The organism is Citrobacter sp. Cu096 (genome assembly GCF_030332285.1).
In the GTDB taxonomy this organism is placed as follows: Bacteria; Pseudomonadota; Gammaproteobacteria; order Enterobacterales; family Enterobacteriaceae; genus Citrobacter; species Citrobacter meridianamericanus.
In genome coordinates this window covers 1-15,036 of sequence record NZ_JAOWID010000020.1, presented here as the reverse complement: position 1 = coordinate 15,036, position 15,036 = coordinate 1, and the positions used below count along the sequence as shown (strand labels likewise).

Below are 15,036 nucleotides of genomic sequence, written 5' to 3'. Positions count from 1 at the left end.
CTCTTTGGTACTAAGCTTTACTTGGAGTAAAGCTCGACGATCAGGTGTTCGTTAATGTCCGCAGACAGATCAGAACGCTCCGGCTTACGCTTGAACGTACCTTCCATCTTGCCAGCATCAACTTCCAGCCAGGTTGGCTTTTCACGCTGCTCAGCCAGCTCCAGAGCGGCTTTCACGCGAGACTGCTTCTTCGCTTTCTCACGAATGCTAACAACGTCATTCGGACTAACCTGATAAGAAGCGATGTTAACAACACGACCGTTTACCATAATTGCTTTATGGCTGACCAGCTGACGTGCTTCTGCACGAGTGGCACCGAAGCCCATACGGTATACAACGTTGTCCAGACGACCTTCCAGCAGACCCAACAGGTTTTCACCGGTGTTGCCTTTCAGACGTGCTGCTTCTTTGTAGTAGTTACGGAACTGACGCTCCAGCACACCGTAGATACGGCGAACTTTTTGCTTTTCACGCAACTGCACACCATAGTCAGACAGACGCGGTTTACGCGCACCGTGCTGGCCAGGAGCTTGTTCAATTTTACACTTGGTATCGATCGCGCGAACGCCAGACTTAAGGAATAAGTCAGTGCCCTCACGACGGCTCAGCTTGAGCTTAGGACCCAAATATCTTGCCATTTTCTTTCTCCAACAATCCTAGAAACGACAGCGTTATACGCGACGTTTTTTCGGCGGACGACAACCGTTATGAGGGATCGGAGTCACATCAGTAATATTAGTGATGCGGAAACCAGCGGCGTTCAGAGCACGAACAGTAGATTCGCGACCTGGACCCGGTCCTTTGACCATAACTTCCAGATTCTTGATACCGTATTCTTTTACGGCTTCAGCGCAACGCTCTGCTGCAACCTGAGCTGCAAACGGAGTGGATTTGCGAGAACCACGGAAACCGGAACCACCGGCTGTTGCCCAACCCAGTGCGTTACCCTGACGATCAGTGATGGTAACGATGGTGTTGTTAAAAGAAGCATGGATATGAGCCACGCCGTCAGAGACTTGTTTTCTTACACGTTTACGTGCACGAATTGGTGCCTTTGCCATTATTCAATCACCCCGATTATTTCTTGATCGGTTTGCGCGGACCCTTACGGGTACGTGCGTTGGTCTTGGTACGCTGACCGCGAACCGGGAGACCACGACGATGACGCAAACCGCGATAGCAACCAAGGTCCATAAGGCGCTTGATGCTCATGCTAACTTCACGGCGCAGATCACCTTCAACGACAAATTTGGCAACTTCGTCACGCAGCGTGTCGATTTGTTCTTCAGACAGCTCACTGATCTTAACATCTTCAGCGATACCCGCGGCAGCCAGAATGGCTTTAGAACGGGTCTTGCCGACGCCGTAGATCGAAGTTAATGCGATCACAGCATGTTTCTGATCAGGAATGTTAATGCCTGCTATACGGGCCACTATGCACTCCTACTATTTAATATGTACGCACCATGCTGAAAAGCCCGTTTTCAGGATACTCAAATGGAAACGCACAGACATACAAAAGATTGGCTGGCTAATCTAGCCAGCTCAACCCAACTTTGCAAGAAAAATATGCGAATAAATCAGCCTTGGCGCTGTTTATGCTTCGGCTCGGCACTGCAAATCACACGGATGACACCATCACGCTTAACGATTTTGCAGTTACGGCATAATTTCTTGACGGAAGCACGAACTTTCATTTTTACTCTCCGTAACTTCTCGGGCGACTGTTAACGGCCGTAGCCTTTCAGATTCGCCTTCTTCAATGCAGACTCGTACTGACTTGACATCATCAGAGTTTGCACTTGAGCCATAAAGTCCATAATCACGACAACAACGATAAGCAGTGAGGTCCCACCGAAGTAGAACGGTACTTTCATTGCATCACGCATGAACTCCGGGATCAGGCAGATAAAGGTAATGTAGAGCGCACCAACCAAAGTCAGGCGGGTCATTACTTTATCGATATACTTCGCCGTTTGCTCTCCCGGACGAATTCCTGGTACAAATGCACCGGACTTCTTCAGGTTATCTGCTGTTTCACGCGGGTTGAAAACCAACGCCGTGTAGAAGAAACAGAAGAATATGATTGCAGACGCATAGAGTAACACATAAAGCGGTTGCCCAGGCTGCAAATACAGCGAAATTGTTGTCAGCCAGTTCCAACCCGTCCCGCCCCCGAACCATGACGCGATGGTCGCCGGGAACAGAATAATACTGGAAGCGAAGATTGCTGGGATTACCCCCGCCATATTCACTTTCAGCGGTAAATGTGTGCTCTGTGCAGCATAGACACGACGACCTTGCTGACGTTTCGCGTAGTTTACCACAATGCGGCGTTGACCACGCTCAACAAATACAACAAAGAACGTCACTGCGAATACTAATACTGCAACCAACAGCAACACGAGGAAGTGCAGGTCGCCTTGACGCGCTTGCTCGATAGTATGGGCAATGGCTGGCGGGAGTCCCGCGACAATACCGGCGAAGATAATGATTGAGATACCGTTGCCGATACCACGTTCAGTAATCTGTTCACCCAACCACATCAGGAACATCGTCCCTGTAACCAGACTTACAACAGCGGTGAAATAGAATGCAAAGCCTGGGTTCATCACCAGGCCCTGCATACCAGGCATATTCGGCAGACCGGTAGCAATACCGATCGACTGGAATATCGCCAGCACCAGAGTACCGTAGCGGGTGTACTGGCTGATCTTACGACGACCAGACTCCCCTTCTTTCTTAATTTCTGCCAGCGTTGGATGAACCACCGTCAGCAGCTGGATAATGATCGACGCCGAAATATACGGCATGATCCCCAGAGCAAAGATAGAAGCACGGCTGAGAGCACCACCAGAGAACATGTTAAACATTTCAATGATGGTGCCTCGCTGTTGCTCAAGCAGTTTGGCAAGTACAGCGGCATCAATACCAGGGATCGGAATGAAAGAGCCAATACGGAACACAATCAGCGCGCCGATTACAAACAGCAGTCTGCGTTTCAGCTCGCCTAAGCCACCTTTGGCACTTTGAAAATCTAATCCCGGTTGTTTAGCCATCTGCTACTTATTCCTCGATTTTACCGCCAGCAGCTTCGATAGCAGCACGAGCGCCTTTAGTAACACGCAGGCCACGAACAGTTACCGGAGTAGTGACTTCACCAGCCAGGATCACTTTCGCGAACTCGATCTGGATACCGATAATGTTAGCTGCTTTCAGCGTGTTCAGGTCTACAACACCGCCTTCAACTTTAGCCAGGTCAGACAGACGAACTTCGGCTGTAATCGCTGCTTTACGTGAAGTGAAGCCGAATTTCGGCAGACGACGGTACAGAGGCATCTGGCCACCCTCGAAACCGCGACGTACGCCACCGCCAGAACGAGACTTCTGACCTTTGTGACCACGACCACCGGTTTTACCGAGGCCAGAACCGATACCACGACCCAGGCGGCGAGCCGCTTTTTTAGAGCCTTCGGCCGGAGACAGAGTATTTAAACGCATCTCTTACTCCTCAACTTTAACCATGAAGGAAACCGCGTTGACCATACCACGAACGGCAGGAGTATCCTCGCGCTCTACGGTGTGACCAATACGACGCAGACCCAGGCCAAGCAGCGTTGCCTTGTGTTTCGGCAGACGACCGATTGCACTGCGGGTTTGAGTAATTTTAATAGTCTTTGCCATGGTTTATTTCCCCAGAATTTCTTCAACGGATTTACCACGCTTGGCAGCGACCATTTCCGGAGATTTCATATTTTCCAGACCATCGATAGTTGCACGAACCACGTTAATCGGGTTAGTGGAACCATACGCTTTAGCCAGAACGTTACGAACTCCAGCGACTTCCAGAACGGCGCGCATTGCACCACCGGCGATGATACCGGTACCTTCGGAAGCCGGCTGCATGAATACACGAGAACCCGTGTGAGTACCCTTAACCGGGTGCTGCAGGGTGCCGTGGTTCAGCGCGACGTTAATCATATTGCGACGGGCTTTTTCCATCGCTTTCTGGATCGCTGCTGGAACTTCACGCGCTTTACCGTAACCAAAACCAACGCGACCGTTACCATCACCAACTACAGTCAGAGCTGTGAAGGAGAAAATACGACCACCTTTAACGGTTTTAGATACGCGGTTAACCGCGATCAGCTTTTCCTGCAGTTCGCCAGCTTGTTTTTCGATGTGAGCCATCTTACACCTCTACCTTAGAACTGAAGGCCAGCTTCACGGGCAGCATCTGCCAGTGCCTGGACACGACCATGATATTGGAACCCGGAACGGTCAAAAGAAACATCTTTGATGCCTTTTTCCAGAGCGCGTTCAGCAACAGCTTTACCTACAGCTGCAGCAGCGTCTTTGTTACCGGTGTACTTCAATTGTTCAGCGATAGCTTTTTCTACAGTAGAAGCAGCTACCAGAACTTCAGAACCGTTCGGTGCAATTACCTGTGCGTAAATATGACGCGGGGTACGATGTACCACCAGGCGAGTTGCACCCAGCTCCTGGAGCTTGCGGCGTGCGCGGGTCGCACGACGGATACGAGCAGATTTCTTATCCATAGTGTTACCTTACTTCTTCTTAGCCTCTTTGGTACGCACGACTTCGTCGGCGTAACGAACACCCTTGCCTTTATAAGGCTCAGGACGACGGTAGGCGCGCAGATCTGCTGCAACCTGACCGATCAGCTGTTTATCAGCGCCTTTCAGCACGATTTCAGTCTGAGACGGACATTCTGCAGTGATACCCGCAGGCAGCTGATGGTCAACTGGGTGAGAGAAACCTAAAGCCAGGTTTACTACATTCCCTTTAACCGCTGCACGATAACCTACACCAACCAGCTGAAGCTTCTTAGTGAAGCCTTCGGTAACACCGACAACCATTGCATTCAGCAGGGCACGCGCGGTACCAGCCTGAGCCCATCCATCTGCGTAACCATCACGCGGACCGAAGGTCAGTGCATTATCTGCATGATTTACTGCAACAGCATCGTTGAGAGTACGAGTCAGCTCGCCGTTTTTACCTTTGATCGTAATAACCTGACCGTTGATTTTTACATCAACGCCGGCAGGAATAACGACCGGTGCTTTAGCAACACGAGACATTTTTTCCTCCGATTAGGCTACGTAGCAGATAATTTCGCCACCAAGACCAGCCTGGCGCGCTGCACGATCAGTCATAACACCTTTAGAGGTAGAAACAACTGCGATACCCATGCCAGCCATAACTTTCGGCAGCTCGTCTTTACGCTTATAAATGCGCAGACCTGGGCGACTGACACGCTGAATGCTTTCTACAACAGCTTTACCCTGGAAATACTTGAGAGTAAGTTCCAGTTCCGGCTTGGTGTCGCCTTCAACTTTAAAATCTTCAATAAAACCTTCTTCCTTCAGCACGTTGGCAATTGCCACTTTCAGCTTGGAGGAAGGCATGGTGACCGCAGCTTTATTCGCGGCCTGACCGTTACGGATACGGGTCAGCATATCCGCGATCGGATCTTGCATGCTCATCTGTCTTTACTCCCGTGATTCAATTGGTAATTACCAGCTAGCCTTTTTCAAGCCTGGTACTTCACCGCGCATGGCGGCTTCACGCAGTTTGATACGGCTCAACCCGAACTTGCCCACATAGCCATGCGGACGACCTGTTTGACGGCAGCGGTTACGCTGACGGGACGGGCTGGAATCACGCGGCAGAGACTGCAGCTTGAGAACTGCGTTCCAACGATCTTCGTCGGTCGCGTTCACATCAGAGATAATAGCTTTCAGTTCAGCGCGTTTTGCGAAGTACTTATCAGCTAAAGCTACGCGCTTTACTTCGCGTGCTTTCATTGATTGCTTAGCCATTCAGTAACCCTACCTTACTTGCGGAACGGGAAGTCAAAGGCAGCCAGCAGAGCACGGCCTTCTTCATCAGATTTCGCAGTAGTGGTAATGGTAATATCCAAACCACGCACGCGGTCGACTTTATCGTAGTCGATTTCTGGGAAGATGATCTGCTCACGGACACCCATGCTGTAGTTACCACGACCGTCGAAAGACTTAGCGGACAAGCCACGGAAGTCACGGATACGTGGAACAGCAATAGTGATCAGGCGCTCAAAGAACTCCCACATGCGTTCGCCACGCAGAGTTACTTTACAGCCGATCGGATAGCCCTGACGGATTTTGAAGCCTGCAACTGATTTGCGTGCTTTGGTGATCAGCGGTTTTTGACCGGAGATTGCTGTCAGGTCAGCTGCTGCGTTATCCAGCAGTTTTTTGTCAGCGATCGCTTCACCAACACCCATGTTCAGGGTGATCTTCTCGACCCGAGGGACTTGCATGACAGAATTGTAGTTAAACTCAGTCATGAGTTTAGCGACTACTTCGTCTTTGTAGTAATCATGCAGTTTCGCCATCGTACTACTCCAAATTACTTGATAGTTTCGCTGTTAGATTTGAAGAAACGGACTTTTTTACCGTCTTCGAATCTAAAGCCTACACGGTCAGCCTTGCCGGTTGCCGCGTTGAAGATAGCAAGGTTAGAGATCTGAATAGCTGCTTCTTTCTCTACGATGCCGCCTGGCTGGTTCAGGGCCGGAACCGGCTTCTGATGTTTCTTAACCAGGTTAATACCTTCAACAATGACCTTGCCGGAAGACAGGACATTCTTAACTTTACCGCGTTTACCTTTATCTTTACCGGTTAACACGATAACTTCGTCATCACGACGGATCTTCGCTGCCATGATTCGCTCCTTAGAGTACTTCTGGTGCCAGAGAGATAATTTTCATGAACTTCTCGTTACGAAGTTCACGAGTTACCGGCCCAAAAATACGCGTACCGATAGGTTGCTCGCTGTTATTGTTTAAAATAACGCATGCATTACCATCGAAGCGAATGACAGAACCGTCCGGGCGACGAACACCCTTCTTGGTGCGCACCACTACCGCCTTCAGCACATCACCTTTTTTGACCTTACCACGCGGAATTGCTTCCTTGATGGTGATCTTGATGATATCGCCGACGCCTGCGTAGCGACGGTGCGAGCCACCCAGAACCTTGATACACATTACGCGACGTGCACCGGAGTTGTCGGCGACGTTCAGCATAGTCTGTTCTTGGATCATTTTAGTGCTCCGCTAATGTCAACTACTACTGAGACCCGAAAATCAGGTCGTTAAAAAAGCCCCATATCGGGGGCGCGGCATTATAACACCGCTTCAACGATATGGGTAGAAAAAATAAACGGCTCATCGCTGAGCCGTTTATTCGTTGAGAATGCCTACTGTATTACAGAACGGCTTTCTCTACAACGCGAACCAGCGTCCAGGACTTAGTCTTGGACAGCGGACGGCATTCGCGGATTTCAACCACGTCACCAGTACCGCATTCGTTGTTCTCGTCATGTACGTGCAGTTTGGTCGTACGCTTAATGAATTTACCGTAGATCGGGTGTTTCACAAAACGTTCGATAGCAACAACGATGGATTTCTCCATTTTATCGCTAACAACGCGACCTTGCAGAGTACGGATTTTATCGGTCATTACGCACCCGCCTTCTCAGTCAGTAAAGTCTTAACGCGTGCGACATCACGACGCACTTGCTTCAACAGGTGAGACTGTTGCAGCTGGCCACTTGCAGCCTGCATACGCAGGTTGAACTGCTCACGCAGCAGATTCAGCAGCTCGGTGTTCAGCTCTTCAACACTCTTCTCACGCAGCTCTTTTGCTTTCATTACATCACCGTCTTAGTTACAAAGGTGGTTTTAATCGGCAGTTTCGCTGCTGCCAGCTTGAATGCTTCACGGGCCAGCTCTTCCGGTACGCCGTCCATTTCATACAGGACTTTACCCGGCTGAATCAAGGCAACCCAATACTCTACGTTACCTTTACCTTTACCCATACGCACTGCCAGCGGCTTTTCAGTGATCGGTTTGTCCGGGAATACACGGATCCAGATCTTACCTTGACGCTTAACTGCACGGGTCATAGCACGACGTGCTGCTTCGATCTGACGGGCAGTCAGACGACCACGGCCAACAGCTTTCAGACCGAAGCTGCCGAAGCTAACATCCGCGCCAGCAGCCAGACCGCGGTTACGGCCTTTGTGCATTTTACGGAATTTTGTACGCTTTGGTTGTAACATCAGCGACGCTCCTTATTTACGGCCTTTACGCTGCTGCTTTTTAGGTTGCGCAGCCGGTTTTTCCGGTTGTTCAACAGCAGCCATACCACCCAGGATCTCGCCTTTGAAGATCCATACCTTAACGCCGATTACACCGTAAGTGGTGTGCGCTTCAGAGGTGTTGTAGTCGATGTCAGCACGCAGAGTGTGCAGCGGTACGCGACCTTCACGGTACCATTCGGTACGTGCGATTTCCGCGCCGCCCAGACGGCCGCTAACTTCAACTTTGATACCTTTAGCGCCCAGACGCATTGCGTTCTGTACAGCACGCTTCATAGCACGACGGAACATAACGCGACGTTCCAGCTGAGAAGTGATGCTGTCAGCAACCAATTTTGCGTCCAGTTCAGGCTTACGCACTTCGGCGATATTGATCTGAGCAGGAACGCCAGCAATATCCGCTACGACTTTGCGCAGTTTTTCTACGTCTTCGCCTTTCTTACCGATAACGATACCCGGGCGAGCGGTGTGAATGGTCACACGGATGCTCTTAGCCGGACGCTCGATAACGATACGAGATACAGACGCTTTAGCCAGTTCCTTAGTCAGGTACTGACGTACTTTAAAATCGCTGTCCAGGTTGTCAGCGAATTCTTTGGTGTTCGCAAACCAGGTTGAGTTCCATGGTTTTACAATACCCAGGCGAATACCATTAGGATGTACTTTCTGACCCATTGCTAGTCTCCAGAGTCTCAGCGATCGGACACAACCACAGTAATGTGGCTGGTGCGCTTCAGGATGCGATCTGCACGACCTTTTGCACGCGGCATAATGCGCTTCATGCTCGGGCCTTCGTCTACGAAAATTTTCGTAACTTTCAGATCGTCAATGTCAGCGCCATCGTTGTGTTCAGCGTTAGCAATGGCAGATTCCAGGACTTTCTTAACCAGTACAGCCGCTTTCTTATTGGTGTAGGTCAGAATATCCAGAGCCTGCGACACTTTCTTACCGCGAATCAGGTCTGCAACAAGGCGAACCTTCTGAGCAGAAGAACGAGCATGGCGATGTTGAGCTAAAGTTTCCATCTCTTCCTCCTACCTTATTTCTTCTTCGCTTTTTTATCAGCAGCGTGGCCGCGATAAGTACGAGTCGGTGCGAATTCACCCAGTTTGTGACCGACCATTTCGTCGGAAACAAATACCGGAACGTGCTGACGACCATTATGGACAGCGATGGTCAAACCGATCATGTTAGGAAAGATCGTTGAACGACGGGACCAAGTGCGCAGGGGCTTCTTGTCTCCGCTTTCCACCGCTTTCTCTACCTTCTTCAGCAAGTGCAGGTCAATAAAAGGACCTTTCTTGAGAGAACGTGGCATGGCTTATCCTCTAAAATTATTTGCTACGGCGACGTACGATGAATTTATCAGTACGCTTGTTGCTGCGGGTCTTCTTACCTTTGGTCTGAACGCCCCACGGAGTTACCGGGTGCTTACCAAAGTTACGACCTTCACCACCACCATGTGGGTGATCGACTGGGTTCATCGCAGTACCGCGAACGGTAGGACGAACACCACGCCAGCGTGCAGCACCTGCTTTACCCAGAACGCGCAGCATATGCTCAGCATTGCCAACTTCGCCCAGAGTCGCACGGCAATCTGCTTCGACTTTACGCATTTCACCAGAACGCAGACGCAGGGTGACATAAGCACCATCACGAGCAACGATCTGAACGTAAGTACCAGCGGAACGTGCCAGCTGACCGCCTTTACCTGGTTTCATTTCTACGTTATGAACGGTAGAACCAACCGGGATATTGCGCATCGGCAGGGTGTTACCTGCTTTGATTGCAGCATCAACGCCAGATTGAATCTGGTCGCCAGCTTTCAGGCCTTTAGGGGCCAGGATGTAACGGCGTTCACCGTCTTTGTACAGAACCAGCGCGATGTTCGCGGAACGGTTCGGATCGTACTCAAGACGTTCAACAACTGCCGGGATACCGTCTTTGTTGCGTTTGAAGTCAACAATACGATAAGCCTGCTTGTGACCACCACCGATGTGACGAGTGGTGATGCGGCCATTGTTGTTACGACCACCGGATTTGCTGTTTTTTTCAACCAGCGGAGCAAAAGGTTTGCCCTTGTGCAGCTCTGGGTTGACCACTTTAACAACGTGGCGACGACCCGGAGATGTCGGTTTACATTTAACAACTGCCATTGTATTACTCCTCCGACTTACTCAGCGCCGCCGACGAAGTCCAGATTCTGGCCTTCCTTCAGGGTGACGTAAGCTTTTTTCCAGTCGCTACGACGACCGATACGCTGTCCGTGACGTTTAACTTTCCCTTTAACTACCAGGGTGTTAACGACTTCGACTTCGACTTCAAACAGTTTCTGCACAGCAGCTTTGATTTCTGCTTTGGTCGCGTCTTTAGCAACTTTGAGAACGATGGTGTTAGTTTTTTCCATCGCAGTAGACGCTTTTTCAGAAACGTGCGGTGCGCGCAGCACTTTCAGCAGACGTTCTTCACGAATCATGCCAGCATCTCCTCAACTTGCTTAACAGCATCAGCAGTCATTACGACTTTGTCGAAGGCGATCAGGCTAACCGGGTCGATACCAGTTGCATCGCGTACGTCAACCTTGTGCAGGTTGCGCGCAGCCAGGAACAGGTTTTCGTCCAGCTCACCGGTGATGATCAGCACATCTTCCAGAGCCATGTCTTTCAGTTTCTGTGCCAGCAGCTTAGTTTTAGGCGCTTCAACAGAGAATGATTCGACAACGATCAGACGATCCTGACGTACCAGTTCGGACAGAATGCTTTTCAGCGCGCCGCGGTACATCTTTTTGTTAACTTTTTGACTGTGGTCCTGTGGACGAGCAGCGAAGGTCACGCCACCTGAACGCCAGATCGGGCTCTTGATAGAACCTGAACGCGCACGGCCGGTACCTTTCTGGCGCCACGGCTTTTTGCCTGAACCAGTTACTTCAGCACGAGTCTTCTGAGCACGAGTACCCTGACGAGCACCAGCTGCATAAGCAACAACAACCTGGTGAACCAGCGCTTCGTTGAAATCACGACCGAAGGTAGTTTCGGAAACAGTCAGCGCGCTCTGCGCGTCTTTCAATACTAATTCCATTGCTATCCCCTTACGCCTTCACAGCTGGTTTAACGATCAGGTCGCAACCGGTCGCACCCGGAACACCACCTTTAACCAGCAGCAGGTTGCGCTCAGCGTCAACACGTACTACGTCCAGGCTCTGAACGGTTACACGTTCGTTGCCCAGCTGACCTGCCATTTTCTTGCCTTTGAACACTTTGCCCGGAGTCTGGTTCTGACCGATAGAACCCGGAACGCGGTGAGACAAGGAGTTACCGTGAGTAGCGTCCTGGGTACGGAAGTTCCAGCGCTTAACGGTACCAGCGAAACCTTTACCTTTAGAGGTACCGGTTACGTCAACTTTTTTAACGTCAGCAAACAGTTCAACGCTAATGTTCTGACCAACGGTGTATTCTTCACCATCTGCCAGACGGAACTCCCACAGGCCGCGGCCAGCTTCTACGCCAGCTTTAGCAAAGTGACCAGCTTCCGGCTTAGTTACACGGTTAGCTTTTTTAGCACCAGTGGTAACCTGAACAGCGCGATAGCCATCGTTAGCCAGATCTTTAACCTGAGTAACGCGGTTTGCTTCAACTTCGATAACGGTTACTGGGATAGATACGCCATCTTCAGTGAAGATGCGGGTCATACCCACTTTTTTACCGACTAAACCAATCATTGTATCAACCTCTCAATCGCTCGATGACCTGATTAACCCAGGCTGATCTGCACGTCTACACCGGCAGCCAGGTCCAGACGCATCAGAGCATCAACGGTTTTTTCAGTTGGCTCAACGATGTCAACCAGACGCTTGTGAGTACGAATCTCGTACTGATCACGCGCGTCTTTGTTAACGTGCGGGGAGATCAGAACGGTGAAACGCTCTTTGCGGGTCGGCAGCGGGATCGGACCACGAACCTGCGCACCAGTGCGCTTGGCAGTCTCGACGATTTCCGCGGTTGATTGATCGATCAGACGATGATCAAACGCTTTCAAACGGATACGGATTCTTTGGTTCTGCATGAGACCAGAGCTCCAATTATTTTATAGACGAAATAGTTACTCCTCAAACCCATTACGATTGATGGGAGAGTGTAACCGTTCTTACAGAGTTCCCCGATTGGGAACATTGTCTGGTATTGCTTTCGCAGTACCGGTGGCTCATATCGAACCGCTGTCAATATTAGACAAGCCCGCGCATTATACGTAAATCTCAGTCTTAAGCAAGTGCCGCGTAGAAATTAATCACTCGCAAATGCGAACCCCCTTCCACTCCGACTGTATGCGCTATGGCGTCGCGTGTTTTCCGTGGAAGGGAATTTACATAACTAACATCCCAGACTTGTATGGCCGCCGGTTTTACCCGAGGGTAACCTTTTTGCCGCACGAGGCTTGCCTATGTACATCGACCTCCCCTTTCTGCTGATTTATGTTTCGCTATCAGCGCTGCTCTTAGTTCAGGATTTACGTACCGGATTGTTGCCCGACAAATTTACCTGCCCGCTTTTGTGGAGCGGTCTTATTTATCATCAGTGTTGCAGACCGGCACAGTTATCCGAAGCGCTTTGGGGGGCCGTAGCAGGTTATGGTGCATTTTCACTGTTCTACTGGGGGTATCGTCTGCTATTTCGACAGGAAGGATTAGGTTTTGGTGATGTCAAATTTCTTGCCGCGCTAGGCGCATGGCATCGCTGGGAATCATTACCCCTGCTGGTTTTACTTGCCGCCGGCATGGCCTGTTGCCTCACTGGAATCACCTGCGTCTGGTGCGGGAGACAGGCGTTAAAAAACCCGCTGCCATTTGGGCCATATCTGGCGGCTGCGGGTTATGTTATTGGCGGGATAAATCTGCTACAGGGCGTTTAGTCACTGACTTTAATTTGCGACTGCAGATAATTTTGCAAGCCCAGTTTTGCAATCAGGTCCAGCTCTGTTTCGAGCCAGTCAATATGACCTTCTTCTTCAGTCAGGATCTCGATCATCATGTCCCGGCTGACATAGTCATGAACGCTATCAGCATAGGCAATGGCTTCGCGTAAATCTTTAGCACCATCGAGTTCGAGTCGAAGATCGGATTGCAGCATCTCTTCAACGTCTTCACCTATACCCAACTTACCAAGATCCTGTAAGTTTGGGAGCCCTTCCAGAAATAAAATACGCTCAATATACTTATCAGCGTGTTTCATCTCATCGATAGATTCATGGTACTCAACATCATTGAGGCGAGTCAGTCCCCAGTTTTTAAACATACGAGCATGGAGAAAATACTGGTTGATTGCGACAAGCTCATTTCCCAATAGTTTATTGAGATAATTTATGATTTTAACATCACCTTTCATTTTATAGTCCCTCCGCTTCCACTCTTAGAGCGTAGATGGGGCTACAGGGATGTCAAAAAAAAGAGTGTGACTTAGGCGATTTCTTTAAATTCTGGCATTTGTGTCAATTCATCCTGCATGACTTCGCGAGCAGCACGAATGCATTTACCACATTGATTTCCAACAGGAATAAATTTACGTAACTGCTGAAAAGACTGAGGGTGAAACTGGCGAACAGCCTGACGTATTTTTTTATCACTTATCGCATTACACAAACAAACGTACATGATCGCTCCCGTTCAATTTCTGTGCAAATTGTAAATGAGAATAGTTATGATTACAATAGCACAACGCTATTTACGCGGTGTGAGAATGAATAAAAAATGCGAATAAATATGACAATCACTAAATAGCAGGCAGCAAAAAGGGCGCCGAAGCGCCCTTTTTAAGCTCAAAGCTAATTAATCAATAATTAGCTCATTACTTTAGCAACAACGCCCGCACCAACAGTACGGCCGCCTTCACGGATTGCGAAACGCAGACCGTCGTCCATCGCGATTGGGTGGATCAGGGTAACAACCATTTTGATGTTGTCGCCCGGCATTACCATCTCAACGCCTTCCGGCAGTTCGATGGTACCAGTCACGTCAGTAGTACGGAAGTAGAACTGCGGACGGTAGCCTTTGAAGAACGGAGTATGACGGCCGCCTTCGTCTTTGGACAGAATGTACACTTCAGATTCGAACTTGGTGTGCGGCTTGATAGAGCCCGGCTTAGCCAGTACCTGACCACGTTCGATTTCTTCACGTTTGATACCACGCAGCAGAACACCAACGTTCTCACCAGCACGGCCTTCGTCCAGCAGTTTGCGGAACATTTCAACGCCAGTACAGGTAGACTTGGCAGTCTCTTTGATACCAACGATTTCAACTTCTTCACCAACTTTGATGATACCGCGCTCTACACGACCGGTAACAACGGTACCACGACCGGAGATGGAGAATACGTCTTCGATTGGCAGCAGGAACGGCTTATCGATAGCACGTTCTGGTTCTGGGATGTAAGAATCCAGGAAGCCAGCCAGTTCGATGATTTTCGCTTCCCACTCTGCTTCGCCTTCCAGCGCTTTCAGAGCAGAACCACGAACGATCGGCGTGTCGTCGCCCGGGAAATCGTACTGAGACAGAAGTTCACGAACTTCCATTTCTACCAGTTCCAGCAGCTCTTCGTCATCAACCATGTCGCATTTGTTCAGGAACACGATGATGTACGGAACGCCTACCTGACGACCCAGCAGGATGTGCTCACGAGTCTGCGGCATCGGGCCGTCAGTCGCAGCAACAACCAGGATCGCGCCGTCCATCTGCGCAGCACCGGTGATCATGTTTTTAACATAGTCGGCGTGGCCCGGGCAGTCTACGTGTGCGTAGTGGCGAGTCGGGGTGTCATATTCAACGTGAGAAGTGTTGATGGTGATACCACGAGCTTTTTCTTCCGGCGCGTTATCGATCTG

30 protein-coding genes are annotated in these 15,036 nt (G+C 50.1%); 1 reads left to right on the top strand and 29 read right to left on the bottom strand.

The features are described 5' to 3' along the window. Positions 1-17: 17 nt before the first annotated feature. The 26 genes from rpsD to rpsJ form a co-directional block, all read right to left on the bottom strand. Complete coding sequence (rpsD, locus tag OGX99_RS06500; protein ID WP_003031138.1) at positions 18-638, bottom strand: 30S ribosomal protein S4; 621 nt, start codon at positions 636-638, stop codon at positions 18-20. A 33-nt stretch (positions 639-671) separates the two neighbouring features. Continuing rightward, on the bottom strand, positions 672-1,061 hold the full coding sequence (gene rpsK, locus OGX99_RS06495) for a 30S ribosomal protein S11 (RefSeq protein WP_003031137.1): 390 nt from the start codon (positions 1,059-1,061) through the stop codon (positions 672-674). A gap of 16 nt (positions 1,062-1,077) precedes the next feature. Next, entirely contained in the window at positions 1,078-1,434 is a 357-nt protein-coding gene (gene rpsM, locus OGX99_RS06490; protein WP_003031135.1) for a 30S ribosomal protein S13, read from the bottom strand. A gap of 146 nt (positions 1,435-1,580) precedes the next feature. Then, the gene (rpmJ, locus tag OGX99_RS06485) at positions 1,581-1,697 is read right to left on the bottom strand and encodes a 50S ribosomal protein L36 (RefSeq protein ID WP_000868187.1); all 117 of its coding nucleotides are present in this window, start codon (positions 1,695-1,697) and stop codon (positions 1,581-1,583) included. 30 nt (positions 1,698-1,727) lie between these two features. After that, positions 1,728-3,059: a preprotein translocase subunit SecY gene (gene secY / locus OGX99_RS06480; protein ID WP_001118864.1), complete on the bottom strand. Its 1,332-nt coding sequence runs from the start codon at positions 3,057-3,059 to the stop codon at positions 1,728-1,730. Between the two features lie 7 nt (positions 3,060-3,066). Further along, on the bottom strand, positions 3,067-3,501 hold the full coding sequence (gene rplO / locus OGX99_RS06475) for a 50S ribosomal protein L15 (RefSeq protein ID WP_003031132.1): 435 nt from the start codon (positions 3,499-3,501) through the stop codon (positions 3,067-3,069). Between the two features lie 3 nt (positions 3,502-3,504). Next, entirely contained in the window at positions 3,505-3,684 is a 180-nt protein-coding gene (gene rpmD / locus OGX99_RS06470; protein WP_001140434.1) for a 50S ribosomal protein L30, read from the bottom strand. Between the two features lie 3 nt (positions 3,685-3,687). Then, complete coding sequence (gene rpsE / locus OGX99_RS06465) at positions 3,688-4,191, bottom strand: 30S ribosomal protein S5 (RefSeq protein ID WP_003031131.1); 504 nt, start codon at positions 4,189-4,191, stop codon at positions 3,688-3,690. Between the two features lie 14 nt (positions 4,192-4,205). Continuing rightward, on the bottom strand, positions 4,206-4,559 hold the full coding sequence (gene rplR, locus OGX99_RS06460; protein ID WP_000358960.1) for a 50S ribosomal protein L18: 354 nt from the start codon (positions 4,557-4,559) through the stop codon (positions 4,206-4,208). Positions 4,560-4,568: 9 nt separating this feature from the next. Then, positions 4,569-5,102 carry a 50S ribosomal protein L6 gene (gene rplF, locus OGX99_RS06455; RefSeq protein WP_003031129.1) on the bottom strand — a complete coding sequence of 178 codons (534 nt, stop codon included), beginning with the start codon at positions 5,100-5,102 and terminating at the stop codon, positions 4,569-4,571. A gap of 12 nt (positions 5,103-5,114) precedes the next feature. Next, a complete protein-coding gene (gene rpsH / locus OGX99_RS06450; RefSeq protein WP_003031127.1) occupies positions 5,115-5,507 on the bottom strand; it encodes a 30S ribosomal protein S8 in 393 nt (130 codons plus the stop codon). Between the two features lie 30 nt (positions 5,508-5,537). Then, a complete protein-coding gene (rpsN, locus tag OGX99_RS06445; RefSeq protein ID WP_003031125.1) occupies positions 5,538-5,843 on the bottom strand; it encodes a 30S ribosomal protein S14 in 306 nt (101 codons plus the stop codon). Positions 5,844-5,857: 14 nt separating this feature from the next. Beyond that, entirely contained in the window at positions 5,858-6,397 is a 540-nt protein-coding gene (rplE, locus tag OGX99_RS06440; protein ID WP_003031123.1) for a 50S ribosomal protein L5, read from the bottom strand. A 14-nt stretch (positions 6,398-6,411) separates the two neighbouring features. Then, entirely contained in the window at positions 6,412-6,726 is a 315-nt protein-coding gene (gene rplX / locus OGX99_RS06435) for a 50S ribosomal protein L24 (protein ID WP_003031122.1), read from the bottom strand. 10 nt (positions 6,727-6,736) lie between these two features. Continuing rightward, a complete protein-coding gene (rplN, locus tag OGX99_RS06430) occupies positions 6,737-7,108 on the bottom strand; it encodes a 50S ribosomal protein L14 (protein ID WP_000613954.1) in 372 nt (123 codons plus the stop codon). Between the two features lie 163 nt (positions 7,109-7,271). Further along, a complete protein-coding gene (gene rpsQ / locus OGX99_RS06425) occupies positions 7,272-7,526 on the bottom strand; it encodes a 30S ribosomal protein S17 (RefSeq protein ID WP_003031120.1) in 255 nt (84 codons plus the stop codon). Further along, entirely contained in the window at positions 7,526-7,717 is a 192-nt protein-coding gene (rpmC, locus tag OGX99_RS06420; protein WP_000644742.1) for a 50S ribosomal protein L29, read from the bottom strand. The genes rpsQ and rpmC overlap by 1 nt, the downstream gene beginning before the upstream one ends. Next, positions 7,717-8,127: a 50S ribosomal protein L16 gene (gene rplP, locus OGX99_RS06415; protein WP_000941208.1), complete on the bottom strand. Its 411-nt coding sequence runs from the start codon at positions 8,125-8,127 to the stop codon at positions 7,717-7,719. Before rplP ends, rpmC begins: the two co-directional genes overlap by 1 nt. Before the next feature lie 12 nt (positions 8,128-8,139). Beyond that, on the bottom strand, positions 8,140-8,841 hold the full coding sequence (rpsC, locus tag OGX99_RS06410; RefSeq protein ID WP_000529945.1) for a 30S ribosomal protein S3: 702 nt from the start codon (positions 8,839-8,841) through the stop codon (positions 8,140-8,142). A gap of 17 nt (positions 8,842-8,858) precedes the next feature. Continuing rightward, entirely contained in the window at positions 8,859-9,191 is a 333-nt protein-coding gene (rplV, locus tag OGX99_RS06405) for a 50S ribosomal protein L22 (protein WP_000448832.1), read from the bottom strand. A gap of 14 nt (positions 9,192-9,205) precedes the next feature. After that, positions 9,206-9,484: a 30S ribosomal protein S19 gene (rpsS, locus tag OGX99_RS06400; protein WP_001138115.1), complete on the bottom strand. Its 279-nt coding sequence runs from the start codon at positions 9,482-9,484 to the stop codon at positions 9,206-9,208. A gap of 16 nt (positions 9,485-9,500) precedes the next feature. After that, complete coding sequence (gene rplB / locus OGX99_RS06395) at positions 9,501-10,322, bottom strand: 50S ribosomal protein L2 (protein WP_000301869.1); 822 nt, start codon at positions 10,320-10,322, stop codon at positions 9,501-9,503. 17 nt (positions 10,323-10,339) lie between these two features. Next, on the bottom strand, positions 10,340-10,642 hold the full coding sequence (gene rplW / locus OGX99_RS06390) for a 50S ribosomal protein L23 (RefSeq protein WP_000617546.1): 303 nt from the start codon (positions 10,640-10,642) through the stop codon (positions 10,340-10,342). Continuing rightward, on the bottom strand, positions 10,639-11,244 hold the full coding sequence (gene rplD, locus OGX99_RS06385) for a 50S ribosomal protein L4 (RefSeq protein ID WP_003031119.1): 606 nt from the start codon (positions 11,242-11,244) through the stop codon (positions 10,639-10,641). Before rplD ends, rplW begins: the two co-directional genes overlap by 4 nt. A 10-nt stretch (positions 11,245-11,254) precedes the next feature. Continuing rightward, positions 11,255-11,884 (bottom strand): 50S ribosomal protein L3, encoded by a 630-nt coding sequence (gene rplC / locus OGX99_RS06380; RefSeq protein WP_003031117.1) that lies wholly within the window; start codon positions 11,882-11,884, stop codon positions 11,255-11,257. 32 nt (positions 11,885-11,916) lie between these two features. Continuing rightward, on the bottom strand, positions 11,917-12,228 hold the full coding sequence (rpsJ, locus tag OGX99_RS06375) for a 30S ribosomal protein S10 (RefSeq protein WP_001181005.1): 312 nt from the start codon (positions 12,226-12,228) through the stop codon (positions 11,917-11,919). A gap of 375 nt (positions 12,229-12,603) precedes the next feature. Between rpsJ and OGX99_RS06370 the strand changes: the two genes are divergently transcribed. Then, on the top strand, positions 12,604-13,071 hold the full coding sequence (locus OGX99_RS06370; RefSeq protein WP_151224112.1) for a prepilin peptidase: 468 nt from the start codon (positions 12,604-12,606) through the stop codon (positions 13,069-13,071). Here OGX99_RS06370 and bfr read toward each other — a convergent pair. From bfr to tuf, 3 genes are all read right to left on the bottom strand, one after another. Beyond that, complete coding sequence (gene bfr, locus OGX99_RS06365) at positions 13,068-13,544, bottom strand: bacterioferritin (protein ID WP_003031113.1); 477 nt, start codon at positions 13,542-13,544, stop codon at positions 13,068-13,070. The genes OGX99_RS06370 and bfr overlap by 4 nt on opposite strands. A 71-nt stretch (positions 13,545-13,615) precedes the next feature. After that, positions 13,616-13,810, bottom strand: a complete 195-nt coding sequence (gene bfd, locus OGX99_RS06360; RefSeq protein WP_003031111.1) for a bacterioferritin-associated ferredoxin — start codon at positions 13,808-13,810, stop codon at positions 13,616-13,618. 185 nt (positions 13,811-13,995) lie between these two features. After that, a partial coding sequence (tuf, locus tag OGX99_RS06355) for an elongation factor Tu (protein ID WP_058842576.1) occupies positions 13,996-15,036 on the bottom strand: 1,041 nt, incomplete at its 5' end.